This window comes from Pseudomonas sp. NUPR-002 (assembly GCF_056322725.1).
Genome location: NZ_CM150476.1, coordinates 2,021,459 through 2,042,284 on the forward strand (window position 1 = coordinate 2,021,459; position 20,826 = coordinate 2,042,284).

Sequence of the window (20,826 nt, forward strand, 5' to 3'; positions counted from 1 at the left end):
CAGCATAAAGGTTTTTTTATAGCGAAATAGACTAGTTCGTTATTAGGTTATAACTGTAGGAGCGGGCTTGCCCCGCGATAGCGCTCTATCAGACACACCGTCTCGCGGGGCAAGCCCGCTCCTACCGGTCGGTCATCACCACCATCACCTGAGCATCGCTGCCGTCTTCACTCTCCGACAGGTAGATATGCCCGACGTTGCTGTTGAAGTACGCGGTTTCCTGCTCGCCGATACTCACTGATTCACCCGTCTCGAACACGATACGTACACGACCGCTGAGCACCAGGGCAAATTCCTGCCCGGGGTGGCGGATGAATTCATCGAACTGCTGACGCTCACGGGCAATGATGCGGGCGTACATCGGCGTCATCAGACGCTCGGGAAACTCCCCGGCAATCAACTGGTATTCGTAGGTGCCGGTGCTGTATCCGGGGCCCTTGGGCAATGGATGCACCACCACGGTGGTCGACGCTGGTGCCTCACTCATCTCCGAAGTTCGAAACAACTGGGCGATGTCTACATTCAGCGCCCGCGCCGCCGCCGCCAGCTTTTCGTAGCTCACCGAAACCTGCGCCAGTTCCATTTTCGACAAGGTCGACACCGGCACCCCGGAGCGTTCCGACAATTGCTTGAGGGTCAGTTGCTGACTTTTGCGCACCGTGCGCAAACGCGCGCCGACTTCACTGCGGTCGATCGGGGCATGCGTACCAGGGCGGTCGGCAGCAGGGGAGCGGTCACTCATCAAGGGTCTCGGTCAGGCATTACGGAGGCGCATCTTACCGTGGGCGCTTGCGTATTTCTAAATTCTCATATATTAGAATTCTCATAAGTGATAATTTTAATTCCCCTTCAGGCATTGGCAAGGTTATGACGCAGATTTTCGACAGCGTGATCATTGGCGCCGGCATCGCAGGTGCGTCCCTGGGCTACCGGCTGGCTGACCAGCAACGGGTGCTGCTGCTTGAGCGCGAAGCGCAACCCGGTTACCACTCCACCGGGCGTTCGGCGGCGATGTTCATGGAGGCCTATGGCACCGAGCAGATTCAGGCGTTGACCCGCGCCAGCCGCGAATTCTATGAATCGCCGCCGACCGGCTTCTGCGAGCATCGCCTGCTTGAGCCACGCGGCTGCCTGTATGTCGCCAACCTTGAGCAACAGGAACTGCTGGCCAGCAGTTACGCGCAGAACCTGGCCAATGGCACCGAAGTCCACTTGCTCGACCCTGAGGCCGCCGTGGCGATGGTGCCGAGCCTGCGCGGCGAGGCGATTGCCGGTGCCTACCATGAGCCGGGCGCGATGGACCTGGATGTGCATGCGTTGCATCAAGGTTTTTTACGCGGCTTTCGTCAGGCTGGCGGTGAGTTGCGCTGCAATGCCGAGCTGGTGGAAGGCTGCTTTGCCGACGGCCTCTGGCACCTGCACCTGGCCGATGGCAGCGTGCTGCAGGCACGGCAATTGATTAACGCTGCCGGTGCCTGGGCCGATCAGGTCGCCAGGCTCTGCGGCGTGCAGCCGGTTGGCCTGCAGCCGTGCCGGCGCAGTGCGTTTACCTTCGAAGGGCCGCAAGAACAGGCGTTTGCCCAGTGGCCTGCGGTTATCGGCGTGGATGAAAGTTTCTATTTCAAACCCGACGCGGGCCAGCTGCTTGGCTCGCCGGCCAACGCCGATCCAGTTGAACCGCAGGATGTAATGCCGGAAGAGCTCGACGTAGCCATCGGTATCTACAACATCGAAGCGCTGACCACGCTGACGATCCGCCGCCCCAGCCATACCTGGGCCGGGCTGCGTTCCTTTGTCGCCGACGGCGATCTGGTGATTGGCCGCGACCCGCAAAACCCGGCGTTTTTCTGGCTGGCCGCGCAGGGCGGTTACGGCATCCAGTCGGCGGCCGGGGTGTCGCAACTGGCTTGTGCGCTCCTGCTCGATCAGGCGCTTCCCGCTTCCTTGCACCGCCAGGGTGTCGAGCCGCAGCGCTTGTCACCGGCGCGTTTTCGTTGATAACCCAAGAGGACCTTTCCATGAGCTCGACCCTCCAGCGTGTTCCCAGCCATCTGCCGTTTCCGTTCTCCAAGGCGATCAAGGTCGGCGGCTTTGTGTTCCTTTCCGGCCAGGTGCCGATGACTGCCAGCGGCGAAGTGGTGCGTGGCGACATCCAGACCCAGACCCAGGCCACCCTGGAGCGCATTGGCGAAACCCTGGCCGAATGCGGCGTCGGCTTCGGCCAGGTGGTCAAGGCCACCGTGTGGCTGTCGGACATGGCGCATTTCGCCGGTTTCAACGAGGTCTACAAAACCTTCTTTGCCGAAGGCTATCCGGTGCGTTCAACGGTGAGCGCCGGGCTTGCCCTGGGCGTGGATGTGGAGATCGAAGTACAGGCCTGGATCGGTCACGACTGAGTCCGCCTGCTTGCGTGGTGCTGGGTAAAAACAACAAGGTCCGACCAGGGCCATAGATGCCAGAGGGTTCGAGATGAAAGAACAGCTGAAAATTGCAGGCGCCTTTATTGGCGTGATCGTCGGTGCAGGTTTTGCCTCAGGGCGGGAGCTGCTGCTGTTTTTCGTCAACTTCGGCCTCTGGGGGCTACTCGGCACACTGGTCAGCGCAGCGCTGTTCACTTTTCTCGGCATGGCCCTGGCCGGACTCGGCAATCGCTTGCAGGCGGCGTCGCACAAAGATGTGGTGTACGCCATATGTGGGCGCTACCTGGGGGTGTTCGTCGACCTGTTGATCACCTTCTTCATGTTCGGTGTCACGGTGGTGATGCTCGCGGGCGGCGGTGCCTTGCTCGAACAGCAGTTCGGCATCCCAGCGCTGACCGGTAGCGTTCTGGTTACCGTGCTGGTGGTGGCAGTGGTGTGCCTGGATGTGCAGAAGGTCATCATGCTGATCGGCGCGGTTACGCCGTTCCTGATCCTCGCTGCGGTTGCCATTGCGATGTACGCGGTGTTCACCCGTGATTTGAGCTTTAGCGCTTTGGACCAAATCGCCAGTCAGCAGGAGGCGGGTGCCAGTCACTGGCTGCTGGGGGCCTTGTTGTATGTGTCGTACAACGTGGTGGCCGGCGCGCCGATGTTGGCGATCCTGGGTGGTTCCGCACGCCTGGAGAAAACCGCGATCTGGGGCGGCATTCTGGGTGGTGCAGGCTTGGGTGGCTTGATGCTGGTGATGAGCGCCGGGTTGCTTTCGCGTCTGGATTCGGTGGCCGATTTGCCGATGCCGATGCTGTCGATTGCCAGTGAAATTTCCCCCGCGCTGGGCGTGATCATGTGCGTGATTATCTTCGGCATGATCGTTAACACGGCCGTGGGCATGCTCTATTCGTTTCTGGCGCGGCTGTTACCGGCGGGCACCCGTAGTTTCCGTGTCGGCTCTGTTGTGGCAGGCGTGGCGGCGTTTGTCTGTAGCCTGATTGGCTTTATCAGCCTGGTCGGCCAGGTTTATCCGCTGTTCGGTTACTTGGGTTTTGTGGTCATGCTGGCGGTGCTGGTCGGCTGGCTGCGCATGGGCAGAATCAAGCGCGCGGTGGTGGCCTGAGGCAAAACGCCGGGCGCGGGCAGAGGGCCCGCACCCGGCGTTGACTCAGATTTTGAAGCTGTCGACCAACTGCTTCAAACGCCCGGCCTGCTGGGCCAACGCGTCGCAATGACGCAGGGTGTCATTGAGGTTGGCCACCCCTTGCTGGTTCAACACGTTGATCTGGGTGATGTCCAGATTGAGGCTCTCGACCACGGCGGTCTGCTCTTCAGTGGCCGCAGCCACCGACTGGTTCATGCCGTCGATCTCACCGATACGCTGGGTCACGCTGCTCAGGCGCTCACCGGCCTGGTTGGCGACCATCACGCTCTCTTCGCTCGATACCTGGCTGGCGTTCATGTTGTGCACCGCTTCACGTGAACCGACCTGCAGGGTGGTGATCATCTTGTGGATCTCTTCGGCCGACTCCTGGGTACGGTGTGCCAGGTTGCGCACTTCGTCGGCCACCACGGCAAAACCGCGTCCGGCTTCACCGGCACGAGCGGCTTCGATGGCGGCGTTGAGGGCCAGCAGGTTGGTTTGCTGGGAGATGCCTTTGATCACATCGAGAATCTGCCCGATGTCGTCGGTGCTGGCATTGAGCGTTTCGATCTGCTCGCACGACTCACTGATTTTCTGCGACAGCGAGGTCATCGCCGAGATGGTTTCTTCCACCACCTGACGGCCATCGTTGGCCTGTTCGCTGGCGCCGCTGGCGTGCTGCGAAGCATCGGCGGCGTTGCGGGCGATTTCCTGGGTGGCGGCGCCCAGCTCGTTGATCGCGGCGGCCACGCTATTGGTGCGCATGCTTTGCTCTTCGGAGCCGATGATCGAGGCGTTGGAGGCGCTCATCACCCGTTCCGACAAGTCATGCACCTGGCGGGTGGCGGAGGAAACTTCGGCAATCGAGGCGTGAATACGCTCGACAAACTGGTTGAAGGCCGCGGCCAATTCGCCGAACTCGTCCTTGTTCTCGACTGTCAGGCGGCGGGTCAGGTCGCCTTCGCCTTGAGCGATGTCTTGCATGGCACGGCCCATGGTGGTCAGCGGGCGCATCAGCACAGGGATCAGCAGGCTCAGCAGGCCGGCGATGGCGGCCACGGCAATGAGCATGGCGATAATGGCCGAAGTGCGGAACTTGCTGATAGGCGCGTAGGCTTTGTCTTTGTCGATGGACAGGCCGATGTACCAGTCCGCCGAAGGCAGGCCACTGACCGGGGCGAACGAGATGATTCGCTCTTTGCCGCCCAGGGTCACGTCATGAATGCCCGGTGCCACTTGCACGGTGCTGCCTGGGTAGATGTCCTTGAGGTTTTTCATGACATGGTCTTTGTCCGGGCTGACGATCACCTGGCCGTTGCCGTCTACCAGGAAGGCATGGCCGATACCGCCGAAGTCCACCGCGTTGATGATCTCGACCAGGGTCGCCAGGCTCAGGTCACCACCGACAACGCCGAGCAGCTCGCCGTTGGCGTTGCTCTTCACCGGCATGGCAATGGTCACCACCAGGCCACCGACTGCCGCCATGTAGGGCGGGGTCAGCATGGTCTTATTGGCGGAGACGGCGGCGCTGTACCACGGGCGTTGGCGCGGGTCGTAGCCATCAGGCATTTTCGCGTCCGGGCGCTGGGTGAACACACCGTTGGCCTGTCCGACGTAGGTGAACTGGAAGTTGCGGGTGAAGGCCGGCTGGTCGACCAACCCGGCAAAATCGGCGTTGGCGCCCTGATGGGCGACGTTCTGGGCCAGGTTCTCCAACACCAGAATGCGTCCGCTCATCCAGTTCTGCACACTGCTGGCGGTTTGCGCGCCGGCCTGTCTGACCGACGACTCGATGTTCTGTCGGATGCTGTTGCGTTGCAGGTAATCGTTGTAGAGGGTGAACAAAGCAAATGCCAGAACCACGACGCCGCAGGCGGACAGCAGGATCTTGTGGCGAAATTTCAGGTTCATGTTCCGAGACCTTGGCCAGTAAGGAGGAGTGCCGAGCGGTGCTTTTGGCGAGTGCTCGTACCTATCCACACCGCTATCGGCCTGGGCTGGGAAAAATTGAAAGGCAAATTGCCGCAGGCCGTGACAGGTTTTTTTGCACCGGTAGGAGCGGGCTTGCCCCGCGATCGCGTTCTGTTAGACACACCGCATCGCGGGGCAAGCCCGCTCCAACTGCCGGACCAATTCCTGAGCCGCCTTCTGTAACGGTTGATTGTGTCGCCAGAACGCATGCACCGGCAATTGCAGCTCGTTACGGGTGTTGTTGAAATCCAGGCGCAGTAAACGTCCGGCCTCCAGCAGCGGTGCAACCTGTGACAACGGAAAATCGCCCCAGCCCAGGCCCGCTTCAACCATGTCCACGGCCATGCTCAGGCTGTCGGTGCGCCAATGCGCTTTGCCGATCAGCGCGCGGGTGTCGGTGATCGGCAGGTCACGATTGGCCACCAGAATTTGCCGGACATTGACCAGGTCTTCGAGGCTGGCGATCTGCCGCGGTTGGCGCTGCAGGGCAGGGTGCTGCGGCGAAATGGTCGCCACCAGCGACTCCATGCCGATGTTCTGGAAGCGTTGCTGCGGGTTGACGGTTAACCCGGCGAAGGCCAGGCACAGATTGACCCGGCCACTGTGCAGCAGGTGCAGGGCTTCTTCCTGAGGGGCGCTCAGGACCTCGACCTCCAGCAACGGATAACGCTCGCTGAGGGCCTTGATTGCCGCCAGCAGCGGCTGGTGATCGATGTCCGGTACCACACTGATGGCCAAGGTGCTTTCCAGCCCTTGCGATAACTCCAGGGCATGTACCTGCAACTGCCCCAGTTGCGCGGCAATCATGCGTGCATGCGGCGCCAGGGCCAGGGCCTGCGCGCTGGGCCGGGTTTCGCGGTGGGTACGTTCGAACAGGCTGTAACCCAACTCGGCCTCAAGGTGCCCGACGGCCATGCTCACCGCCGAGGGTACGCGCCCCAGGGCGCGGGCGGCGGCCGAGAACGAACCGTGATCAAGCACGGCGAGAAACAGTTGGATGTTATCGCTGGAAAAATTCAAATCGGCTATCTCCTTTCAGTTAAGTTGATAGCTGCTGACTTTTTCTGTCAATAACACTGATGCAATCATGCGCACCGCTGCCGCCTGAATGGGTGGCGTTTGTAGATGCAATTGAGGTACTACGGTGCAAGGTGTAAAACGCAAACTGGTCTATGTGACCGCCTACGAAGCTATTGGCCTGTGTCTGTCGACCCTGGGGTTGGCCTACCTGTCAGACACGGCGCCCAGCCATACAGGGCCGCTGGCGGTGATGATCACCACCATCGCGATGGCCTGGAACTTTATCTACAACATCTTGTTCGAGCGCTGGGAAAGCCGCCAGGCCACGCGCGGGCGCAGTGTCACCCGGCGTGTGGTGCATGCCATTGGCTTCCAGCTGACCCTGGTGGTGTACCTGATTCCGTTGATTGCCTGGTGGCTGGACATGAGCCTGGTCGAAGCCTTCCTGGTGGACCTGGCCTTTATCATCCTGATCCCTTGCTACACCTTCTTCTACAACTGGCTGTTCGATCGCCTGTTTGGCCTGCCGACTTCGGCACAGGTGCTGGAGGACAAACCCGTGGCAGCCTGAAGCGGGCTACTGGGCCGGCAGCACGATGCGTAACGAGCCGCGCTCGGGCTCCTGTTGCAGTTGCCGGGCGCCGAGCAGGTTCTCTTCGATTTCGCCGGACAGGTAGTACACCCCGGCCATGGCGCCGGTCTTGCGGTTTTCCATCAGCTCACGCCATTCCTCATTGAGGGCCACATTGAGGATCACCCGCAACTGCTCGACCATTTGCGGTTGTTCCTGGTTGTGCGTGATGACGCCGTAACCGGTCGCCGCCACCGAGATCAACGCCCCGGCGACACGGCCCACTGCGCTGGCCACGGCACTGGCGATACCGCGCGGTGCCAGGGTTGCCCCGAGTTTTTCACTGGCCTGTTGCGCCACCGATGACAGGCCGACGTCTGAGCGCTGGGTGCCGGCGCGCACGGCACTGTGCATTTGCGCGAGTAGCGCCGCATAGCCTGACTGCTGGTTCAGGGGCTTACTGAACAGCAGTTGATACAGCGAGGCATTGCGTGCTGCAGGCGGCCCGAGGTTGATGGCCTGGATGCGCGTCAGGCGCAGATTGAGCTGCTCGGGTGGGGCCCGGTAGCGCTGGGCGATCTGTTGCACTTGCTGGCCCAGTAACTGCAGGTACAGCTCCATGGCGCGCACACGAATGCCTTCGGGGTCGATCTCCTTGGCCACCTGATCGAGCACGCGTTGGTGATACTGTTCCTGCAGGTACAAGGCCAGACGCTTTTCCGGAGGATCTTTGCCCTCACCGCTGTTCATCTTGTACCAGGCCACTTTCATGGTCAGCCATTGCTGGGTCCAGTAACCGGTGAACCAGGGGATGAAATCGCTTTCGGTAAATTGCTGTACGCGGTCTTTCCAAACACGCATGGAGCGCCGCGCGTAGTCATTGACCGAGCTGGTGTTGGCCAGCGAAGCATCGATGATTTCCCGGTCGATCTGCTCCCAGGTGGCGGGGCTCAGTTGCACCGGCGGTGGCTCGACTGCTGGCTGGCGCGAGGCGCAACCGCCCACGGCAAGCAGCACAATGAACACCAGCAGCAGAGGGGAACAAGGGGTCACCAGCGCTACCCCCTTGCGATGGGATGTTTGCCAGGATGGGTACCTCGATGATTTCAGTATAGTTGCGAGGGGGCGGCAGGATGCATCAGAAGGTAATAAGACCGAGGCTCGATGGCGCCGGCTTCGACCTTGCCTGATAAAGGGATATCGACGTCCGATGTTTTCATGCCTGACCGTTTGATCAGCTTAAAATCAATGAAAAACAATTGGTTATGTGAATCAATAGCCATTTGGTAGAAGAAAAACCGTCACCGCTGGTTACAAAAATGTGATGTAATTTGTAGGGTTATTTGACTGTTTTATTACACCGCGTCGCGCAGGGTCTGACACCTTGCCGCTCATTCCTCAGGCCGCGGTAAAGGGAGTGTTAACGTGTGTCTGTACCTGCCGGTTGCCTCAGCCGAACCACGGTTCGCCGAAGGCCAATCGCGTATTCCTGCAATTTTGCGCCGCTACCCGTGTAGCGATACGAGAACACTTTCTAGTGGGCTGTGTGCCCTGGTCGAGCGTTTCACGCGCTGACTTTCCAGGGACGAGGCTTTCATGGACGACAACTACCGCGCAGCCGTTGATGCGGCGGCGATCTTTTCTGAAACCGACCTCAGTGGTCGGATCACTTACGTCAACGAACAGTTCTGCAGCATTTCCGGCTACAGCCGCGATGAGCTGCTGGGCGCCAACCACCGTATTCTCAATTCCGGCCTGCACGAGCCGGCGTTTTTCCAGGGCATGTGGCGGGCCCTGATGGCTGGCAAGGTCTGGAAAGGCGAGATCTGCAACCGTGCCAAGGACGGTTCGCTGTATTGGGTCGACAGCACCATGGTGCCGCTGATCGATCCGGCCAGTGGCCGGGTGCGCAAGTACGTGTCGATTCGCTTCGATGTAACGGAGAAGCGCCAGCTCCTGCATACCTTGCAGTGGCGGGTAGGGCATGACGTACTTACCGGCCTGCCTAATCGCGCCTACCTGTCCGACCTGCTCAATCAGGCGTTGGAGTTCTCGCGGCGAGAAGGCAAAGCCTTGGCCGTGTGCATGCTTGATCTGGATGGCTTCAAGGCGGTCAACGACGGCTACGGCCATGCCTGCGGCGACTTGCTGCTGGTGGAAGTGGCCACTCGGCTCAAGGGTATTTTGCGCGGCGGTGACGCCGTGGCCCGTCTCTCTGGCGACGAGTTCGTGCTGATTTTGCGCGATGTGCCAGACCCTGCCCAGTTGCAACTGGCGCTGGACCGGGTGCTGCGGGCGATCGCTGCGCCGTACCTGATTCGCGAGCGTGAGGTCAGTGTCAGCGCCAGTATCGGGGTGACCTTATTCCCCCTCGACAATGAAGACGCCGACACCCTGGTCCGCCATGCCGATCAGGCCTTGTACGTGGCCAAACAGCGTGGGCGCAATCGCTATCACTTGTTCGATGTGTCGCTGGACCGTGAGGTCAAGGCCACCCACCAGACCGTGGCGCGGGTGCGTCAGGCCCTGAACAAGGGTGAGCTGTGCCTGCATTACCAGCCCAAGGTCAACATGCGCAGCGGCAAGATCCTCGGTTTTGAAGCCCTGCTGCGTTGGCGGCACCCACTCAAAGGCCTGGTGACGCCGGGCGAATTTTTGCCGCTGGTGGAACAGACCGACTTGATTGTCGACATCGGCGAATGGGTGATCGATCAGGCGCTGGCGCAGATGCAGCGCTGGCAGGAGGCCGGGCATGTCTGGCCGGTGAGCGTGAACATTGCTGCCCGGCATTTCCACCGTGGCGATTTTGTCGAGCGTCTAGAGCGTTTGCTGGCACGCCATGCGGCCGTACCTGCACAGATGCTCGACCTGGAAATTGTCGAGTCGGTGGCGATCGAAAATATCCAGCGGGTCAGCCAGTGCCTGGAAGCGTGTCAGCAACTGGGCGTGCAATTCTCGCTGGATGATTTCGGTACGGGCTACTCGTCCTTGAGTTATCTCAAGCGCTTGCGCACACGCACGATCAAAATCGACAAGTCGTTCGTGCGCGACATCCTCCATGACCTGGATGACCTGGCCCTGACCCAGGCGGTGATCAGCCTGGCCACCGCCTTCGGCCGCCAGGTGATTGCCGAGGGTGTGGAAACGGTCGAGCACGGTCTGGTACTGATGGGCCTGGGCTGCGATGTGGCCCAAGGCTACGGCATCGCCCGGCCGATGCCGCCGCAGGCGGTGATCGGCTGGGTTGCCGAGTACATTCAACCGCCGCAATGGGCAGCACTTAAAGGAGGCTGAGCGGCATTTTTACGTAATCTTTATGGCCGGGCTGGCCTCCTGATCTCGCACCTTTACAGGTGCTCTACCGACAATGACCGTCAGCGGCAAGTGCCGTAAGGACGGAGAGTTTCGATGAGCATTGTGGACGGGGTGTCACTGCTGTTGGCAGTGGCGTTGATGATCTACCTGATGGTCGCGCTGCTGCGCGCAGACCGGGGTTAGGAGCAGCCATGCACAGTTACGATTACGCGTTGTTGCTGGCGTTCTTCGCGCTGGTATTGCTCCCGGCACCCTGGCTGGGGCGTTTTTATTACAAGGTCATGGAAGGCCAGCGCACCTGGCTGTCACCCGTTTTGGGGCCAGTGGAGCGTGGCTGCTACAAGCTCTCCGGGGTCAATGCTGAAACCGAGCACAGCTGGAAGCAATATGCCCTGGCCTTGTTGGCTTTCAACCTCGCGGGCTTCGTGCTGGTGTTCTCGGTTCTGCTGTTGCAGGGCTACCTGCCACTCAACCCGCAGAAGCTGCCGGGGCAGGAGTGGTCGTTGGCATTCAACACGGCGGTGAGTTTCGTCACCAACACCAACTGGCAGGCCTACAGCGGTGAAGCATCGGTCAGCTACCTGAGCCAGATGATCGGCCTGACTGTGCAGAACTTCGTCAGTGCCGCCACCGGCCTGGCGGTGTTGGTTGCGCTGTGTCGCGGCATTGCCCGGCGTTCGGCCAGTACCCTGGGGAATTTCTGGGTCGACATGACCCGTGCCACCCTCTATGGCTTGTTGCCGCTGTGCCTGCTGCTGGCCTTGTTTCTGGTCTGGCAGGGCGTGCCGCAAACCTTCAGTCATTACGTCCAGGCCTTGACCTTGCAGGGCACTGAGCAAACCATCCCGCTCGGCCCGGCGGCCAGCCAGATTGCCATCAAACAATTGGGCACCAATGGCGGTGGCTTCTTTGGTGTCAACTCGGCGCACCCGTTCGAGAACCCAACGGCCTGGAGCAATCTGTTCGAAATGGCCTCGATCATTCTGATCTCGGCGGCGCTGGTGTTCACCTTCGGTCACTACGTCAAGGACCTGCGCCAGAGCCGGGCGATCATCGCCTGCATGTTGGCACTGTTCCTGATCGGTGGCGGTACTGCACTGTATTCGGAGTACCAGGCCAACCCGAGCTTGAACAACCCTCAGGTGGAGCAGAGCGCACCGCTGGAAGGCAAGGAAAACCGCCTCGGCACCACTGCCAGTGTGCTCTGGACGGTGACCACCACCGCAGCCTCGAACGGCTCGGTCAACAACATGCATGACAGCCTCAACCCCATCAGCAGCATGGTCGCGCTGGTCAACATGATGGTCGGCGAGGTGATCTTCGGCGGCGTTGGCGCCGGGCTTTACGGCATGTTGCTCAACGTGCTGATTGCCGTGTTCCTGGCGGGTTTGATGATTGGCCGCACCCCGGAATACCTGGGCAAAAAGCTTCAGGCGCGGGAAGTACAACTGCTGGTGGCAACCTTGCTGGTGATGCCGGTGGGTGTGCTGGTGCTTGGCGCCCTGGCGGCGAGCCTGCCCGGCCCGGCAGCGTCAGTGACCAACCCGGGTGCCCACGGCTTCAGCCAGGTGCTGTACGCCTACACCTCGGCCAGTGCCAACAATGGTTCGGCGTTTGCCGGCTTCGGCGCCAACACCACCTTCCACAACCTGATGTTGGGCCTGGGCATGTTGATCGGCCGCTTCGGTTACATCCTGCCGGTGCTGGCCCTGGCGGGCAGCCTGGCGCTGAAGAAGACCGCGCCCATCGGTGCGAACAGCTTTCCGACTCACGGCCCGCTGTTCGCCACCTTGCTGGTGGTAACCATCCTGTTGATCGGTGGCCTGACGTTCTTGCCGGCCCTGGCCCTTGGCCCGATCACTGAACACTTGAGCCTGGGTTTCTGAGGAGCGAATCATGAACATGCCGATTCCTGAAGTGAAAGCGGCCCCGGCTGCAGTGGCTCGCACTAGCTTTGCCGCCCTGTGGCGCCCAGCGTTGCTGCAGGCGTTTATCAAGCTTGACCCGCGTCAGTTGAAACGCTCGCCGGTGATGCTGGTGGTGGAACTGACGGCGATCTTCACCACCGTGCTGTGCCTGATACCTGACAGTGCTGTGCCGGTGACCGTGGCGGTGCAGATCGCTCTGTGGTTGTGGTTCACCGTGCTGTTCGCCAACTTTGCCGAAGCCCTGGCCGAAGGCCGCGGCAAGGCCCGTGCCGACAGCCTCAAGGCCGGTAGCCAGGGGCTGAACGCGCGGCGTCGTAACGCCTCGGGCAGTTTCGAGACGGTGCCTGCCACCAGCCTGCGCAAGGACGATGTGGTCAAAGTGGTTGCCGGCGAGATGATCCCCGGTGACGGTGAAGTGCTCGAAGGGATTGCGGCAGTCAACGAGTCTGCAATCACCGGCGAATCGGCACCGGTGATCCGCGAGTCTGGCGGTGACCGTTCAGCGGTGACCGGCAATACACGCCTGGTGTCCGACTGGTTGCTGATCCGTATTACCAGCAACCCGGGCGAGTCGACCCTGGACCGCATGATCGCCCTGGTCGAGGGCGCCAAGCGCCAGAAGACGCCCAATGAGATCGCCCTGGACATCCTGCTGATCGGCCTGACCATGATCTTCCTGGTGGTTGTGGTGACCTTGCAGCCGTTCGCCCACTTTGCTGGCGGCAGTATCCCGCTGGTGTTCCTGGTGGCGCTGTTGGTGACCTTGATCCCCACCACCATCGGCGGTCTGCTCTCGGCCATCGGCATCGCCGGTATGGATCGCCTGGTACGGCTGAATGTCATCGCCCGCTCTGGTCGCGCCGTGGAAGCCGCCGGTGATGTGCATGTGCTGATGCTCGACAAGACCGGCACCATCACCTTCGGCAACCGCCGCTGCAGTGCTTTGCATGCCGCACCAGGGGTGACCAGCAAGGAACTGGGGGAGGGCGCGTTGCTGGCCTCGCTGGCCGATGACACCGCCGAGGGCAAGTCGATTGTCGAGTACCTGCGCCAGTTGCACGACTTCGCCGAGCCGCGTGCCGAGCAACTGACGCCGGTGCCGTTCAGCGCCGAGACGCGCTTGTCTGGCGTTGACTACCAGCAGCGTCAACTGCGCAAGGGCGCGGTGGATTCGGTACTGGCGTTTGTCGGCATGCAGCGTCTGGAAATGCCAGCCTCGCTGGCCCGCGAAGTGGACAAGATTGCCCAGAGTGGCGGCACGCCGTTGTTGGTGTGTGCGGATAAACGCCTGCTGGGCGTGATTCACCTCAAGGACGTGGTCAAGCCCGGTATTCGCGAGCGCTTTGCCGAGCTGCGCAAGCTGGGTATTCGCACGGTGATGGTGACCGGTGACAACCCGTTGACCGCCGCCGCCATCGCTGCCGAAGCCGGTGTTGACGATGTGCTGGCCGAAGCCACGCCAGAGAAGAAACTCGCACGCATTCGTCAGGAGCAGAACGATGGCCGCCTGGTGGCCATGTGCGGTGACGGCGCTAACGACGCGCCAGCGCTGGCCCAGGCCGATGTCGGCATGGCCATGAACGACGGTACCCAGGCCGCGCGTGAGGCCGCCAACATGGTGGACCTGGACAGCGACCCGACCAAACTGCTGGATGTGGTTCAGGTCGGCAAGGAACTGTTGGTGACCCGCGGCGCCTTGACCACGTTCTCGATTGCCAACGACGTGGCCAAGTACTTCGCCATCCTGCCGGCGCTGTTCGCCGCCATTTACCCGCAGTTGGGCGTGCTCAATCTCATGCAATTGAATAGCCCGCAGAGCGCGATTCTGTCGGCCATCGTCTTCAACGCGCTGATCATCGTCGTGTTGATACCGCTGGCCTTGCGTGGGGTACGGGTACAGGCCGCGAGTGCCGCGCATCTGTTGCGGCGCAACCTGCTGATCTATGGCCTGGGTGGGCTGATCGTACCGTTTGCCGGGATCAAATTGATCGACATGCTGCTTAGCGCTTTGCACCTGGTTTGATGCCAAGGAGATGAACATGACAATGTACCTTCGTCCGGCCGTGAGCCTGATCATGCTGATGACCCTGATCACCGGCGTGGCTTACCCGCTGGTGGTCACCGGAGTGGCGCAAGTGGCGTTCCCGGAGCAAGCCAACGGCAGTCTGCTGCGCGATGATCAAGGCCAGGTGCGCGGATCGCTGCTGATCGCCCAGGCGTTCAGCGGCGATGCCTGGTTCCACTCACGGCCATCAGCAGCCGACTACGCCACCGTGGCCAGCGGTGCCAGCAACCTGGCACCGAGCAATCCGGCCCTGGCCCAGCGCATCAATGACAGCGCCGCGCAGCAGTACAGCCCGGCGCAGGGCCCGATCCCACTGGACCTGCTGACCACCTCGGGCAGTGGCCTGGACCCGCACCTGTCACCTGCTGCCATCGCCTATCAGTTACCGCGTGTTGCCGCGGCGCGGCAACTCGATACGCAGGCCTTGCAAGCCCTGGTCGAGCAGTCCACCCTGCAGCCATTGATTGGCCCGCCGGTGGTCAATGTACTGACCTTGAACGCCGCCCTTGAACGGCTGGCCCCGGCCTTGAAGTAAGGACATGCAGTGAGCGAAAGCAATTCCGAACGCGCCGACGCGCTGTTGGCCGGGCTGCCGCGCGCAGGGCGCGGCAGGCTCAAGGTGTTCCTCGGTGCTGCACCGGGCGTAGGCAAGACCTACGCCATGCTCCAGGCTGCCCATGCGCAGTTGCGTCAGGGCGTGCAGGTGCTGGCGGCGGTGGTCGAAACCCATGGCCGGGCTGAAACCGAGTCGTTGCTCGCCGGCCTGCCACAACACCCGCTGGTGCGTACCCAGTACCGCGGTGTGCAACTTGAGGAAATGGACCTCGATGGCCTGCTCAAGGCCTCGCCACAGCTGGCGCTGGTCGATGAACTGGCGCACAGCAACGCGCCAGGCAGTCGCCATACCAAGCGCTGGCAGGATGTTCAGGAGCTATTGGCGGCGGGAATCGACGTCTACACCACGGTCAACGTCCAGCACCTGGAAAGCCTCAATGATCAGGTGCGCGGCATCACCGGTGTGCAAGTGCGTGAAACCTTGCCCGACTGGGTACTGCAAGAAGCCTTCGAGCTGGTACTGATCGACTTGCCGCCACGCGAGCTGCTCGAGCGTTTGCGCGAAGGTAAGGTCTACGTACCCGAACAGGCGAGGGCAGCCATCGATGCCTTCTTCAGCCAGACCAACCTCACTGCCCTGCGTGAGCTGGCCATGCAGACGGCAGCGGCGCAGGTCGATGCCGACCTTGCCCATGGTTACCGTCAGTTAGGCCAGGATGCGCCGTCATTGCGTGGCCGCCTGCTGGTGGGGGTTGATGGCGATGCCCAGGCCGAGCGCCTGGTGCGCCATGCCAGCCGGGTGGCGCAGCGTCGTCACCTGCCCTGGAGCCTGGTGCATGTCGACAACGGCAAGCTGCGCGACGAAACCGCCCGCCAGCGTTTGCAGGCGGCCCAGCAACTGGCCGAGCGCCTGGGCGGGGAAGTGGTGTTGCTGCGGGCCGGTGAAGTGGCGAAAACACTCATCCAGCATGCCCTGGAGCGCCGCGCCAACCTGGTGCTGGTCGGCCAGTCGCGTGATCGCCTGCGCCGCCGCTTGTTCGGCGCCGGGGTGGCCACGCGTTTGTTGCGTGAGGCCCATGGCCTGGAAGTCAACGTGCTGGACCGGGACGAGCGCCCCGAGCCGCCGAGTGCGGCGGTGAAGAAAGTCTGGGTCTGGCGCCACTACCTGCTGGCACTGGTCGCAACCGTGCTGGCGACGGGCATTGCCTGGGGCGTTTCGGCGGTGCTGCCACTGCCCAACATCTCGCTGGTGTTTCTTGCGGCGGTGTTGCTGGTTGCCGTGCGCAGCAGCCTGGGCCCGGCCCTGGCCTGTGCGGCGATGTCGTTTCTGGCTTACGACTTTCTGTTCATTCCGCCGAACTTCTCGTTCAGTATCCAGCGTGAAGAGGACGTGCTGACTTCACTGTTCTTTCTGCTGATGGCCGGGCTCACCGGCAACCTGGCCGCCCGCCAGCGCCGGCAGTTGCAGGCCCTGCGCGAAACCCAGGGGCAAACCAATCAACTGCTGGAACTGACGCGCAAGCTGACCGCCGCTACAGACCGTCAGGCGGTGTTCACCGCCGCCGGCCAGCACCTCGATGGCTGGAACGATTTGCAGGTGTGCTTGCTGGAGCGGGATGTGGAAGGCCGTCTGCAAGTTGCCAGTGCCGCCACCGTGCAGTTCAACGACAACGAACGCGCGGCCGCTGACTGGGCCTGGCAGCACGGTCAGGCGGCAGGTCTGGGCAGTGACACCTTGCCCAATGGCCGCTGGTGGTGGTGGCCGTTATCGGTGGAAGAACAGCCGCTGGCGCTGCTCGGCGTGCGTCCACGCCAGGGCCAGAGCCTCACCGCGCAACGGCGGCGCCTGCTCAAGGCGCTGAGCCAACCCTTGGCCCAGGCATTGGCGCGGGCGCGTCTGGCCGAGCAACTGGAAGCCGCGCGCCTGCACGGTGAAACCGAACAGTTGCGCAGTGCCTTGCTGGCGTCGGTGTCCCACGACTTGCGCACCCCTTTGACCGCCATGCGCGGCAGTATCGACAGCCTGCTGGCGTTGGGTGAGGCGATCCCTCAGGCCGATCGCCAGGAGTTGCTCGAAGGCACACGCAACGAGGCCGAGCGCCTGGATCGCTATATTCAGAACCTGCTCGACATGACCCGTCTGGGGCATGGCGGCTTGAAGCTGGCACGTGACTGGGTAGCGCCCACCGACATCGTCGGCAGCGCGCTCAACCGCCTGCGGGTGCTTCTGGCCCCGCTGCAGGTCACCACCCAGGTGCCGGACGACTTGCCGTTGCTGTTTGTGCATGCCGCCTTGATCGAACAGGCGCTGGTCAATGTGTTGGAGAACGCTGCGCGTTTTTCACCGGCCAACGGGCGCTTGCAGTTGCAGGTCACGGCAGACGCTGAATACTTGCGCTTCGCCGTCAGTGATGAAGGCCCGGGTATTCCCCCGGCCGACCGCGAGAAGATCTTCGACATGTTCTACACCGCCGCGCGCGGTGATCGCGGCGGGCAGGGCACAGGCCTTGGCCTGGCGATCTGCCAGGGCATGATCGGTGCCCACGGCGGGCATATTCAGGTGGGCGAGGGTATCGATGGTCACGGCACCTGCATCACACTATGCTTGCCGCTCCCGACCCAACCCGAGCCCGAAAGCGAAGCCCCATGAGCCAGATCGCAACCCTGCTGGTTATCGATGATGAACCACAGATCCGCAAGTTCCTGCGCATCAGCCTGAGCTCCCAGGGTTACAAGGTGCTGGAGGCGGCCACCGGTGGCGAAGGCCTGACTCAGGCGGCACTGGCCAAACCTGACCTGGTGGTGCTCGATCTGGGTTTACCCGACATGGACGGGCAGCAGGTGCTGCGCGAACTGCGCGAGTGGAGCACGGTGCCGGTGCTGGTGTTGTCGGTGCGTGCCAGCGAAATCCAGAAAGTCGAAGCGCTGGATAACGGTGCCAATGACTACGTGACCAAACCCTTCGGAATTCAGGAATTCCTCGCCCGGGTGCGGGCGTTGTTGCGTCAGGCGCCGCAGGCCACGGCAGAGGAAGTTGCGCCGAGCTTCGGGCCGTTGACGGTTGACCTGGCGTTTCGCAAAGTCACGCTAGACGGTGTCGAAGTGGCGCTGACCCGTAAGGAGTACGCACTGTTGGCCCAGTTGGCCAGTCATCCTGGGCGGGTGATTACCCAGCAGCAACTGCTCAAGGACATCTGGGGGCCGACCCATGTCGATGACACCCACTACTTGCGCATTGTTGTCGCCCATGTCCGACAGAAGTTGGGTGATGACCCGACGGCGCCGCGTTTTATCGTGACCGAACCAGGGGTGGGGTATCGCCTGGTAGGCCCATGATCACGGGACGGTGGGAACGGCCTCGGTGGGAGCGGGCTTGAACTGGTCAAGTAATCCTGGACACCCGTTAAGGTTTACGCCGCCAGCTTCTCTGCCTCGACCGGCGACCGGTATCCGTTGTAGCTGTGAGGCCTAGTGGTGTTGTAGCGGGTGATAAAGCGCTGCACATCCATTCGGGCCTCATGCTCCGAGTCGTAGCCATCTTCGGGTACCCACTCAGATTTCAGGCTTCCAAAAAACCGCTCCATCGGGGCGTTGTCCCAGCACTCGCCTTTACGGCTCATGCTCTGCCGGTGCCCATGCTCGCGCAGCTCATTTCTGAACTTGTGGCTGGTGTACTGACAGCCTTGGTCAGAGTGAAATAGCACACCCTTGGGGCGTCCGCGCAGCTCGGTTGCCATGCGTAAGGCCGCGCAGGTCAGTTCAGCATCCGAGATCATCGAGAACGACCAGCCGACAATCCGCCGTGCAAACAAGTCCAAGACAGCCGCGAAGTACAGCCAGCGCTTACCAGCCTTGATGTACGTTACATCTCCGCACCAGACCTCATTTGTCGCCCGCACATCGAATTGCCGTTTGAGCTCGTGCGGTGCGGTCAGGGCTTCAACGCCTGAAGATTTGTATTTGTGGCGTCTGCGTTGACGGCTGCTGATCCCAGCTTCTTGCATCAGGCGGCGCGCCTTGAAGCGGCCGACTGGGTGTCCACTGGCTTGCAGCATCTTGGCCAAGGTGCGCGAACCTGCCGCCCCTCTCGACTCACGATGATGTCTGATCAACTGGGCCTTGAGTTTTTCCCGTCCGGGGTAACGCCGGTCCTTACGCTGGCGCCAGCAGTAGAAACTGCTGCGGCTGACCCCAAGCACCCGACAACACTCATTAACGCCGTATTGCTCACCCAGCTCATCGATCAACGCGAGTGATCTTTGGCGTCCAAAAGCAGGAGAGCGCTGGCCTTTTTTAGGATTTCGATATCCCGGTCTTTCTGCTTGAGCAGGGCTTTGAGCCGTTGGATTTCCTGCTGGTCTGCCGTTATTGCCTTGGCACCCACAGGGGTTAAGCCTTGACGCTCCTGGCGCAGTTGATCGACCCAACGACGCAACGCTGTAGGGCCAATGCCTAAACTGGCACAGACCTGTGGAACTGATTGGCCTTCGTCCAGCACCATGCTGGCCGCCTGTAGCTTGAAGTCACTCGAGTAAGAATTACGCATATCCAAACACCTCAGGTTTGGGCGCCATCATAGCGCCCGATTGAGGTGTCCAGGATCATTAGGCCAGTTCAGCTTGCCCCGCGATGCGATATGGCTGGCAAACCGCAATCGCGGGGCAAGCCCGCTCCTACCGGTGCGTTTACCGCCGCTCCGCCTCATAGTTCTCCAGGGTATCGCGCGCAATCTCCCGCCCCAGGGCGATCAGTTCCGGCGCTTTGTAGAACTCGAAAAACCGGCACACCCGCTTGGGTACGTTGATCAGAATATCCGGCGGGTAACCGGCAATCTTGTACTGCGCCAGCGAGGTCTGCATGACCTCGAAACTCTGGTTGATCAAGTCCAGCAGTGATGCCGGCCCGACGTTGTCGATAATGAACGAGCCCGCCGCCGACTTGGGCGCACCATCGGTTTCCGGGGCGGCTGCCGGTTGCTGGGCCTCGGGGTCGGCGGCATCGCTGAGCCAGGGGTTGGGAATGTGCGCGGCCTGAGGTTGCAGGTCCTGCTCGATGCGCAACAGCTGTTCAGCCTGTTTACGCCGGAACGGCAAGTGCGATCCCAAGGAACTGATCAGGTTGTCAAAGCGCAGCTTGAAGGCGGCCGGACGTTCGATCACCGGCAGTTGGTACTGCTTCTGGTTGGTCGAGTTGAGGTTCACGGCAATGATCAGGTCGCAATGGCTGGAAACCACCGGAATGATCGGCAACGGATTGAGAATGCCGCCATCGACTAGCATGCGGTTGCCTTGCACTACCGGGGTGAACAGGCTGGGAATGGCGGCCGAGGCGCGCATGGCCTGGTGCAGGCAACCCTCCTGAAACCAGATCTCCTGTTGGTTGGTCAGGTCGGCCGCCACGGCCGTGTAGGGGATGCGCAGTTCTTCGATGTTCACGTCACCAACGATCTTGCGGATCTGCCCGAAGACTTTTTCGCCGCGGATCGCGCCCAATCGGAAACTCACATCCACCAGGCGCAACACATCCAGGTAGTCGAGGCTCTCGATCCAGTTGCGGTACTCCTCAAGCTTGCCCGCGGCATAGATGCCGCCAATGACTGCGCCCATGGAGCACCCGGCAATGCAGGAAATCTCATAGCCACGTCGCTCCAGTTCTTCGATCACACCAATGTGCGCATACCCACGGGCTCCGCCCGAGCCCAGTACCAATGCCACGCGTTTACTCATAATGGCTCCCGCTTGCCGTGCGTCGATGGTCTAACAATGCGCCTATTCGTGTCTGTGCTTCAATCGTCATACGCGCTGCGCTACGCTTTGCAGGGCACTTTTCTTCTTTGTAGTCGTCGA

The 20,826-nt window shown here is 61.6% G+C and carries 18 protein-coding genes and 1 pseudogene; 11 read left to right on the forward strand and 8 right to left on the reverse strand.

The genetic code is table 11. The features are described from left to right. Window positions 1–121 precede the first annotated feature (121 nt). Window positions 122–742: a helix-turn-helix domain-containing protein gene (locus tag ACVWSC_RS09380; protein ID WP_442113370.1), complete on the reverse strand. Its 621-nt coding sequence runs from the start codon at window positions 740–742 to the stop codon at window positions 122–124. 125 nt (window positions 743–867) lie between these two features. Here ACVWSC_RS09380 and ACVWSC_RS09385 point away from each other — a divergent pair, with 125 nt between their 5' ends. The 3 genes from ACVWSC_RS09385 to ACVWSC_RS09395 all read left to right on the forward strand — a co-directional run bounded on the left by ACVWSC_RS09385 (window position 868) and on the right by ACVWSC_RS09395 (window position 3,534). Continuing rightward, entirely contained in the window at window positions 868–1,998 is a 1,131-nt protein-coding gene (locus ACVWSC_RS09385; protein WP_442113371.1) for an NAD(P)/FAD-dependent oxidoreductase, read from the forward strand. 20 nt (window positions 1,999–2,018) lie between these two features. Continuing rightward, a complete protein-coding gene (locus ACVWSC_RS09390) occupies window positions 2,019–2,396 on the forward strand; it encodes a RidA family protein (RefSeq protein WP_442113372.1) in 378 nt (125 codons plus the stop codon). 73 nt (window positions 2,397–2,469) lie between these two features. Further along, window positions 2,470–3,534 carry a YkvI family membrane protein gene (locus ACVWSC_RS09395; RefSeq protein ID WP_442113373.1) on the forward strand — a complete coding sequence of 355 codons (1,065 nt, stop codon included), beginning with the start codon at window positions 2,470–2,472 and terminating at the stop codon, window positions 3,532–3,534. Between the two features lie 45 nt (window positions 3,535–3,579). Here the strand turns inward: ACVWSC_RS09395 and ACVWSC_RS09400 are convergent, their stop codons facing one another. From ACVWSC_RS09400 to ACVWSC_RS09410, 3 genes and pseudogenes are all read right to left on the reverse strand, one after another. Further along, window positions 3,580–4,365: a methyl-accepting chemotaxis protein gene (locus ACVWSC_RS09400; RefSeq protein WP_400172974.1), complete on the reverse strand. Its 786-nt coding sequence runs from the start codon at window positions 4,363–4,365 to the stop codon at window positions 3,580–3,582. 69 nt (window positions 4,366–4,434) lie between these two features. Further along, window positions 4,435–5,466: pseudogene (locus ACVWSC_RS09405) on the reverse strand (HAMP domain-containing protein); the annotation flags it as partial. A gap of 174 nt (window positions 5,467–5,640) precedes the next feature. Continuing rightward, complete coding sequence (locus ACVWSC_RS09410; RefSeq protein ID WP_442113374.1) at window positions 5,641–6,546, reverse strand: LysR family transcriptional regulator; 906 nt, start codon at window positions 6,544–6,546, stop codon at window positions 5,641–5,643. Between the two features lie 124 nt (window positions 6,547–6,670). Here ACVWSC_RS09410 and ACVWSC_RS09415 point away from each other — a divergent pair, with 124 nt between their 5' ends. Continuing rightward, window positions 6,671–7,117 (forward strand): PACE efflux transporter, encoded by a 447-nt coding sequence (locus tag ACVWSC_RS09415; protein ID WP_442113375.1) that lies wholly within the window; start codon window positions 6,671–6,673, stop codon window positions 7,115–7,117. Between the two features lie 6 nt (window positions 7,118–7,123). On the opposite strand, the gene ACVWSC_RS09420 is transcribed toward ACVWSC_RS09415, so the two are convergent. After that, on the reverse strand, window positions 7,124–8,170 hold the full coding sequence (locus ACVWSC_RS09420) for a hypothetical protein (RefSeq protein WP_442113376.1): 1,047 nt from the start codon (window positions 8,168–8,170) through the stop codon (window positions 7,124–7,126). A gap of 543 nt (window positions 8,171–8,713) precedes the next feature. On the opposite strand from ACVWSC_RS09420, the gene ACVWSC_RS09425 reads away from it, so the two are divergent. The 7 genes from ACVWSC_RS09425 (at window position 8,714) to ACVWSC_RS09455 (ending at window position 18,316) form a co-directional block, all read left to right on the forward strand. Then, window positions 8,714–10,411 (forward strand): putative bifunctional diguanylate cyclase/phosphodiesterase, encoded by a 1,698-nt coding sequence (locus tag ACVWSC_RS09425; RefSeq protein ID WP_442113377.1) that lies wholly within the window; start codon window positions 8,714–8,716, stop codon window positions 10,409–10,411. 114 nt (window positions 10,412–10,525) lie between these two features. Continuing rightward, a complete protein-coding gene (gene kdpF, locus ACVWSC_RS09430; protein WP_442113378.1) occupies window positions 10,526–10,615 on the forward strand; it encodes a K(+)-transporting ATPase subunit F in 90 nt (29 codons plus the stop codon). Between the two features lie 8 nt (window positions 10,616–10,623). Further along, window positions 10,624–12,318 (forward strand): potassium-transporting ATPase subunit KdpA, encoded by a 1,695-nt coding sequence (gene kdpA, locus ACVWSC_RS09435; protein WP_442113379.1) that lies wholly within the window; start codon window positions 10,624–10,626, stop codon window positions 12,316–12,318. A 10-nt stretch (window positions 12,319–12,328) separates the two neighbouring features. Next, window positions 12,329–14,383 carry a potassium-transporting ATPase subunit KdpB gene (gene kdpB / locus ACVWSC_RS09440; protein WP_442113380.1) on the forward strand — a complete coding sequence of 685 codons (2,055 nt, stop codon included), beginning with the start codon at window positions 12,329–12,331 and terminating at the stop codon, window positions 14,381–14,383. A 16-nt stretch (window positions 14,384–14,399) separates the two neighbouring features. Next, entirely contained in the window at window positions 14,400–14,960 is a 561-nt protein-coding gene (gene kdpC, locus ACVWSC_RS09445; protein ID WP_442113381.1) for a potassium-transporting ATPase subunit KdpC, read from the forward strand. A 9-nt stretch (window positions 14,961–14,969) separates the two neighbouring features. Continuing rightward, window positions 14,970–17,630: a DUF4118 domain-containing protein gene (locus tag ACVWSC_RS09450; RefSeq protein ID WP_442113382.1), complete on the forward strand. Its 2,661-nt coding sequence runs from the start codon at window positions 14,970–14,972 to the stop codon at window positions 17,628–17,630. Beyond that, on the forward strand, window positions 17,627–18,316 hold the full coding sequence (locus tag ACVWSC_RS09455; protein ID WP_442113383.1) for a response regulator: 690 nt from the start codon (window positions 17,627–17,629) through the stop codon (window positions 18,314–18,316). The genes ACVWSC_RS09450 and ACVWSC_RS09455 overlap by 4 nt, the downstream gene beginning before the upstream one ends. Before the next feature lie 74 nt (window positions 18,317–18,390). On the opposite strand, the gene ACVWSC_RS09460 is transcribed toward ACVWSC_RS09455, so the two are convergent. The 3 genes from ACVWSC_RS09460 to ACVWSC_RS09470 form a co-directional block, all read right to left on the reverse strand. After that, a complete protein-coding gene (locus ACVWSC_RS09460; protein WP_442107850.1) occupies window positions 18,391–19,227 on the reverse strand; it encodes an IS3 family transposase in 837 nt (278 codons plus the stop codon). After that, window positions 19,224–19,526: a transposase gene (locus tag ACVWSC_RS09465; RefSeq protein WP_442107852.1), complete on the reverse strand. Its 303-nt coding sequence runs from the start codon at window positions 19,524–19,526 to the stop codon at window positions 19,224–19,226. Before ACVWSC_RS09465 ends, ACVWSC_RS09460 begins: the two co-directional genes overlap by 4 nt. A 139-nt stretch (window positions 19,527–19,665) precedes the next feature. After that, window positions 19,666–20,706, reverse strand: a complete 1,041-nt coding sequence (locus ACVWSC_RS09470; protein ID WP_442113384.1) for a patatin-like phospholipase family protein — start codon at window positions 20,704–20,706, stop codon at window positions 19,666–19,668. Window positions 20,707–20,826 lie beyond the last annotated feature (120 nt).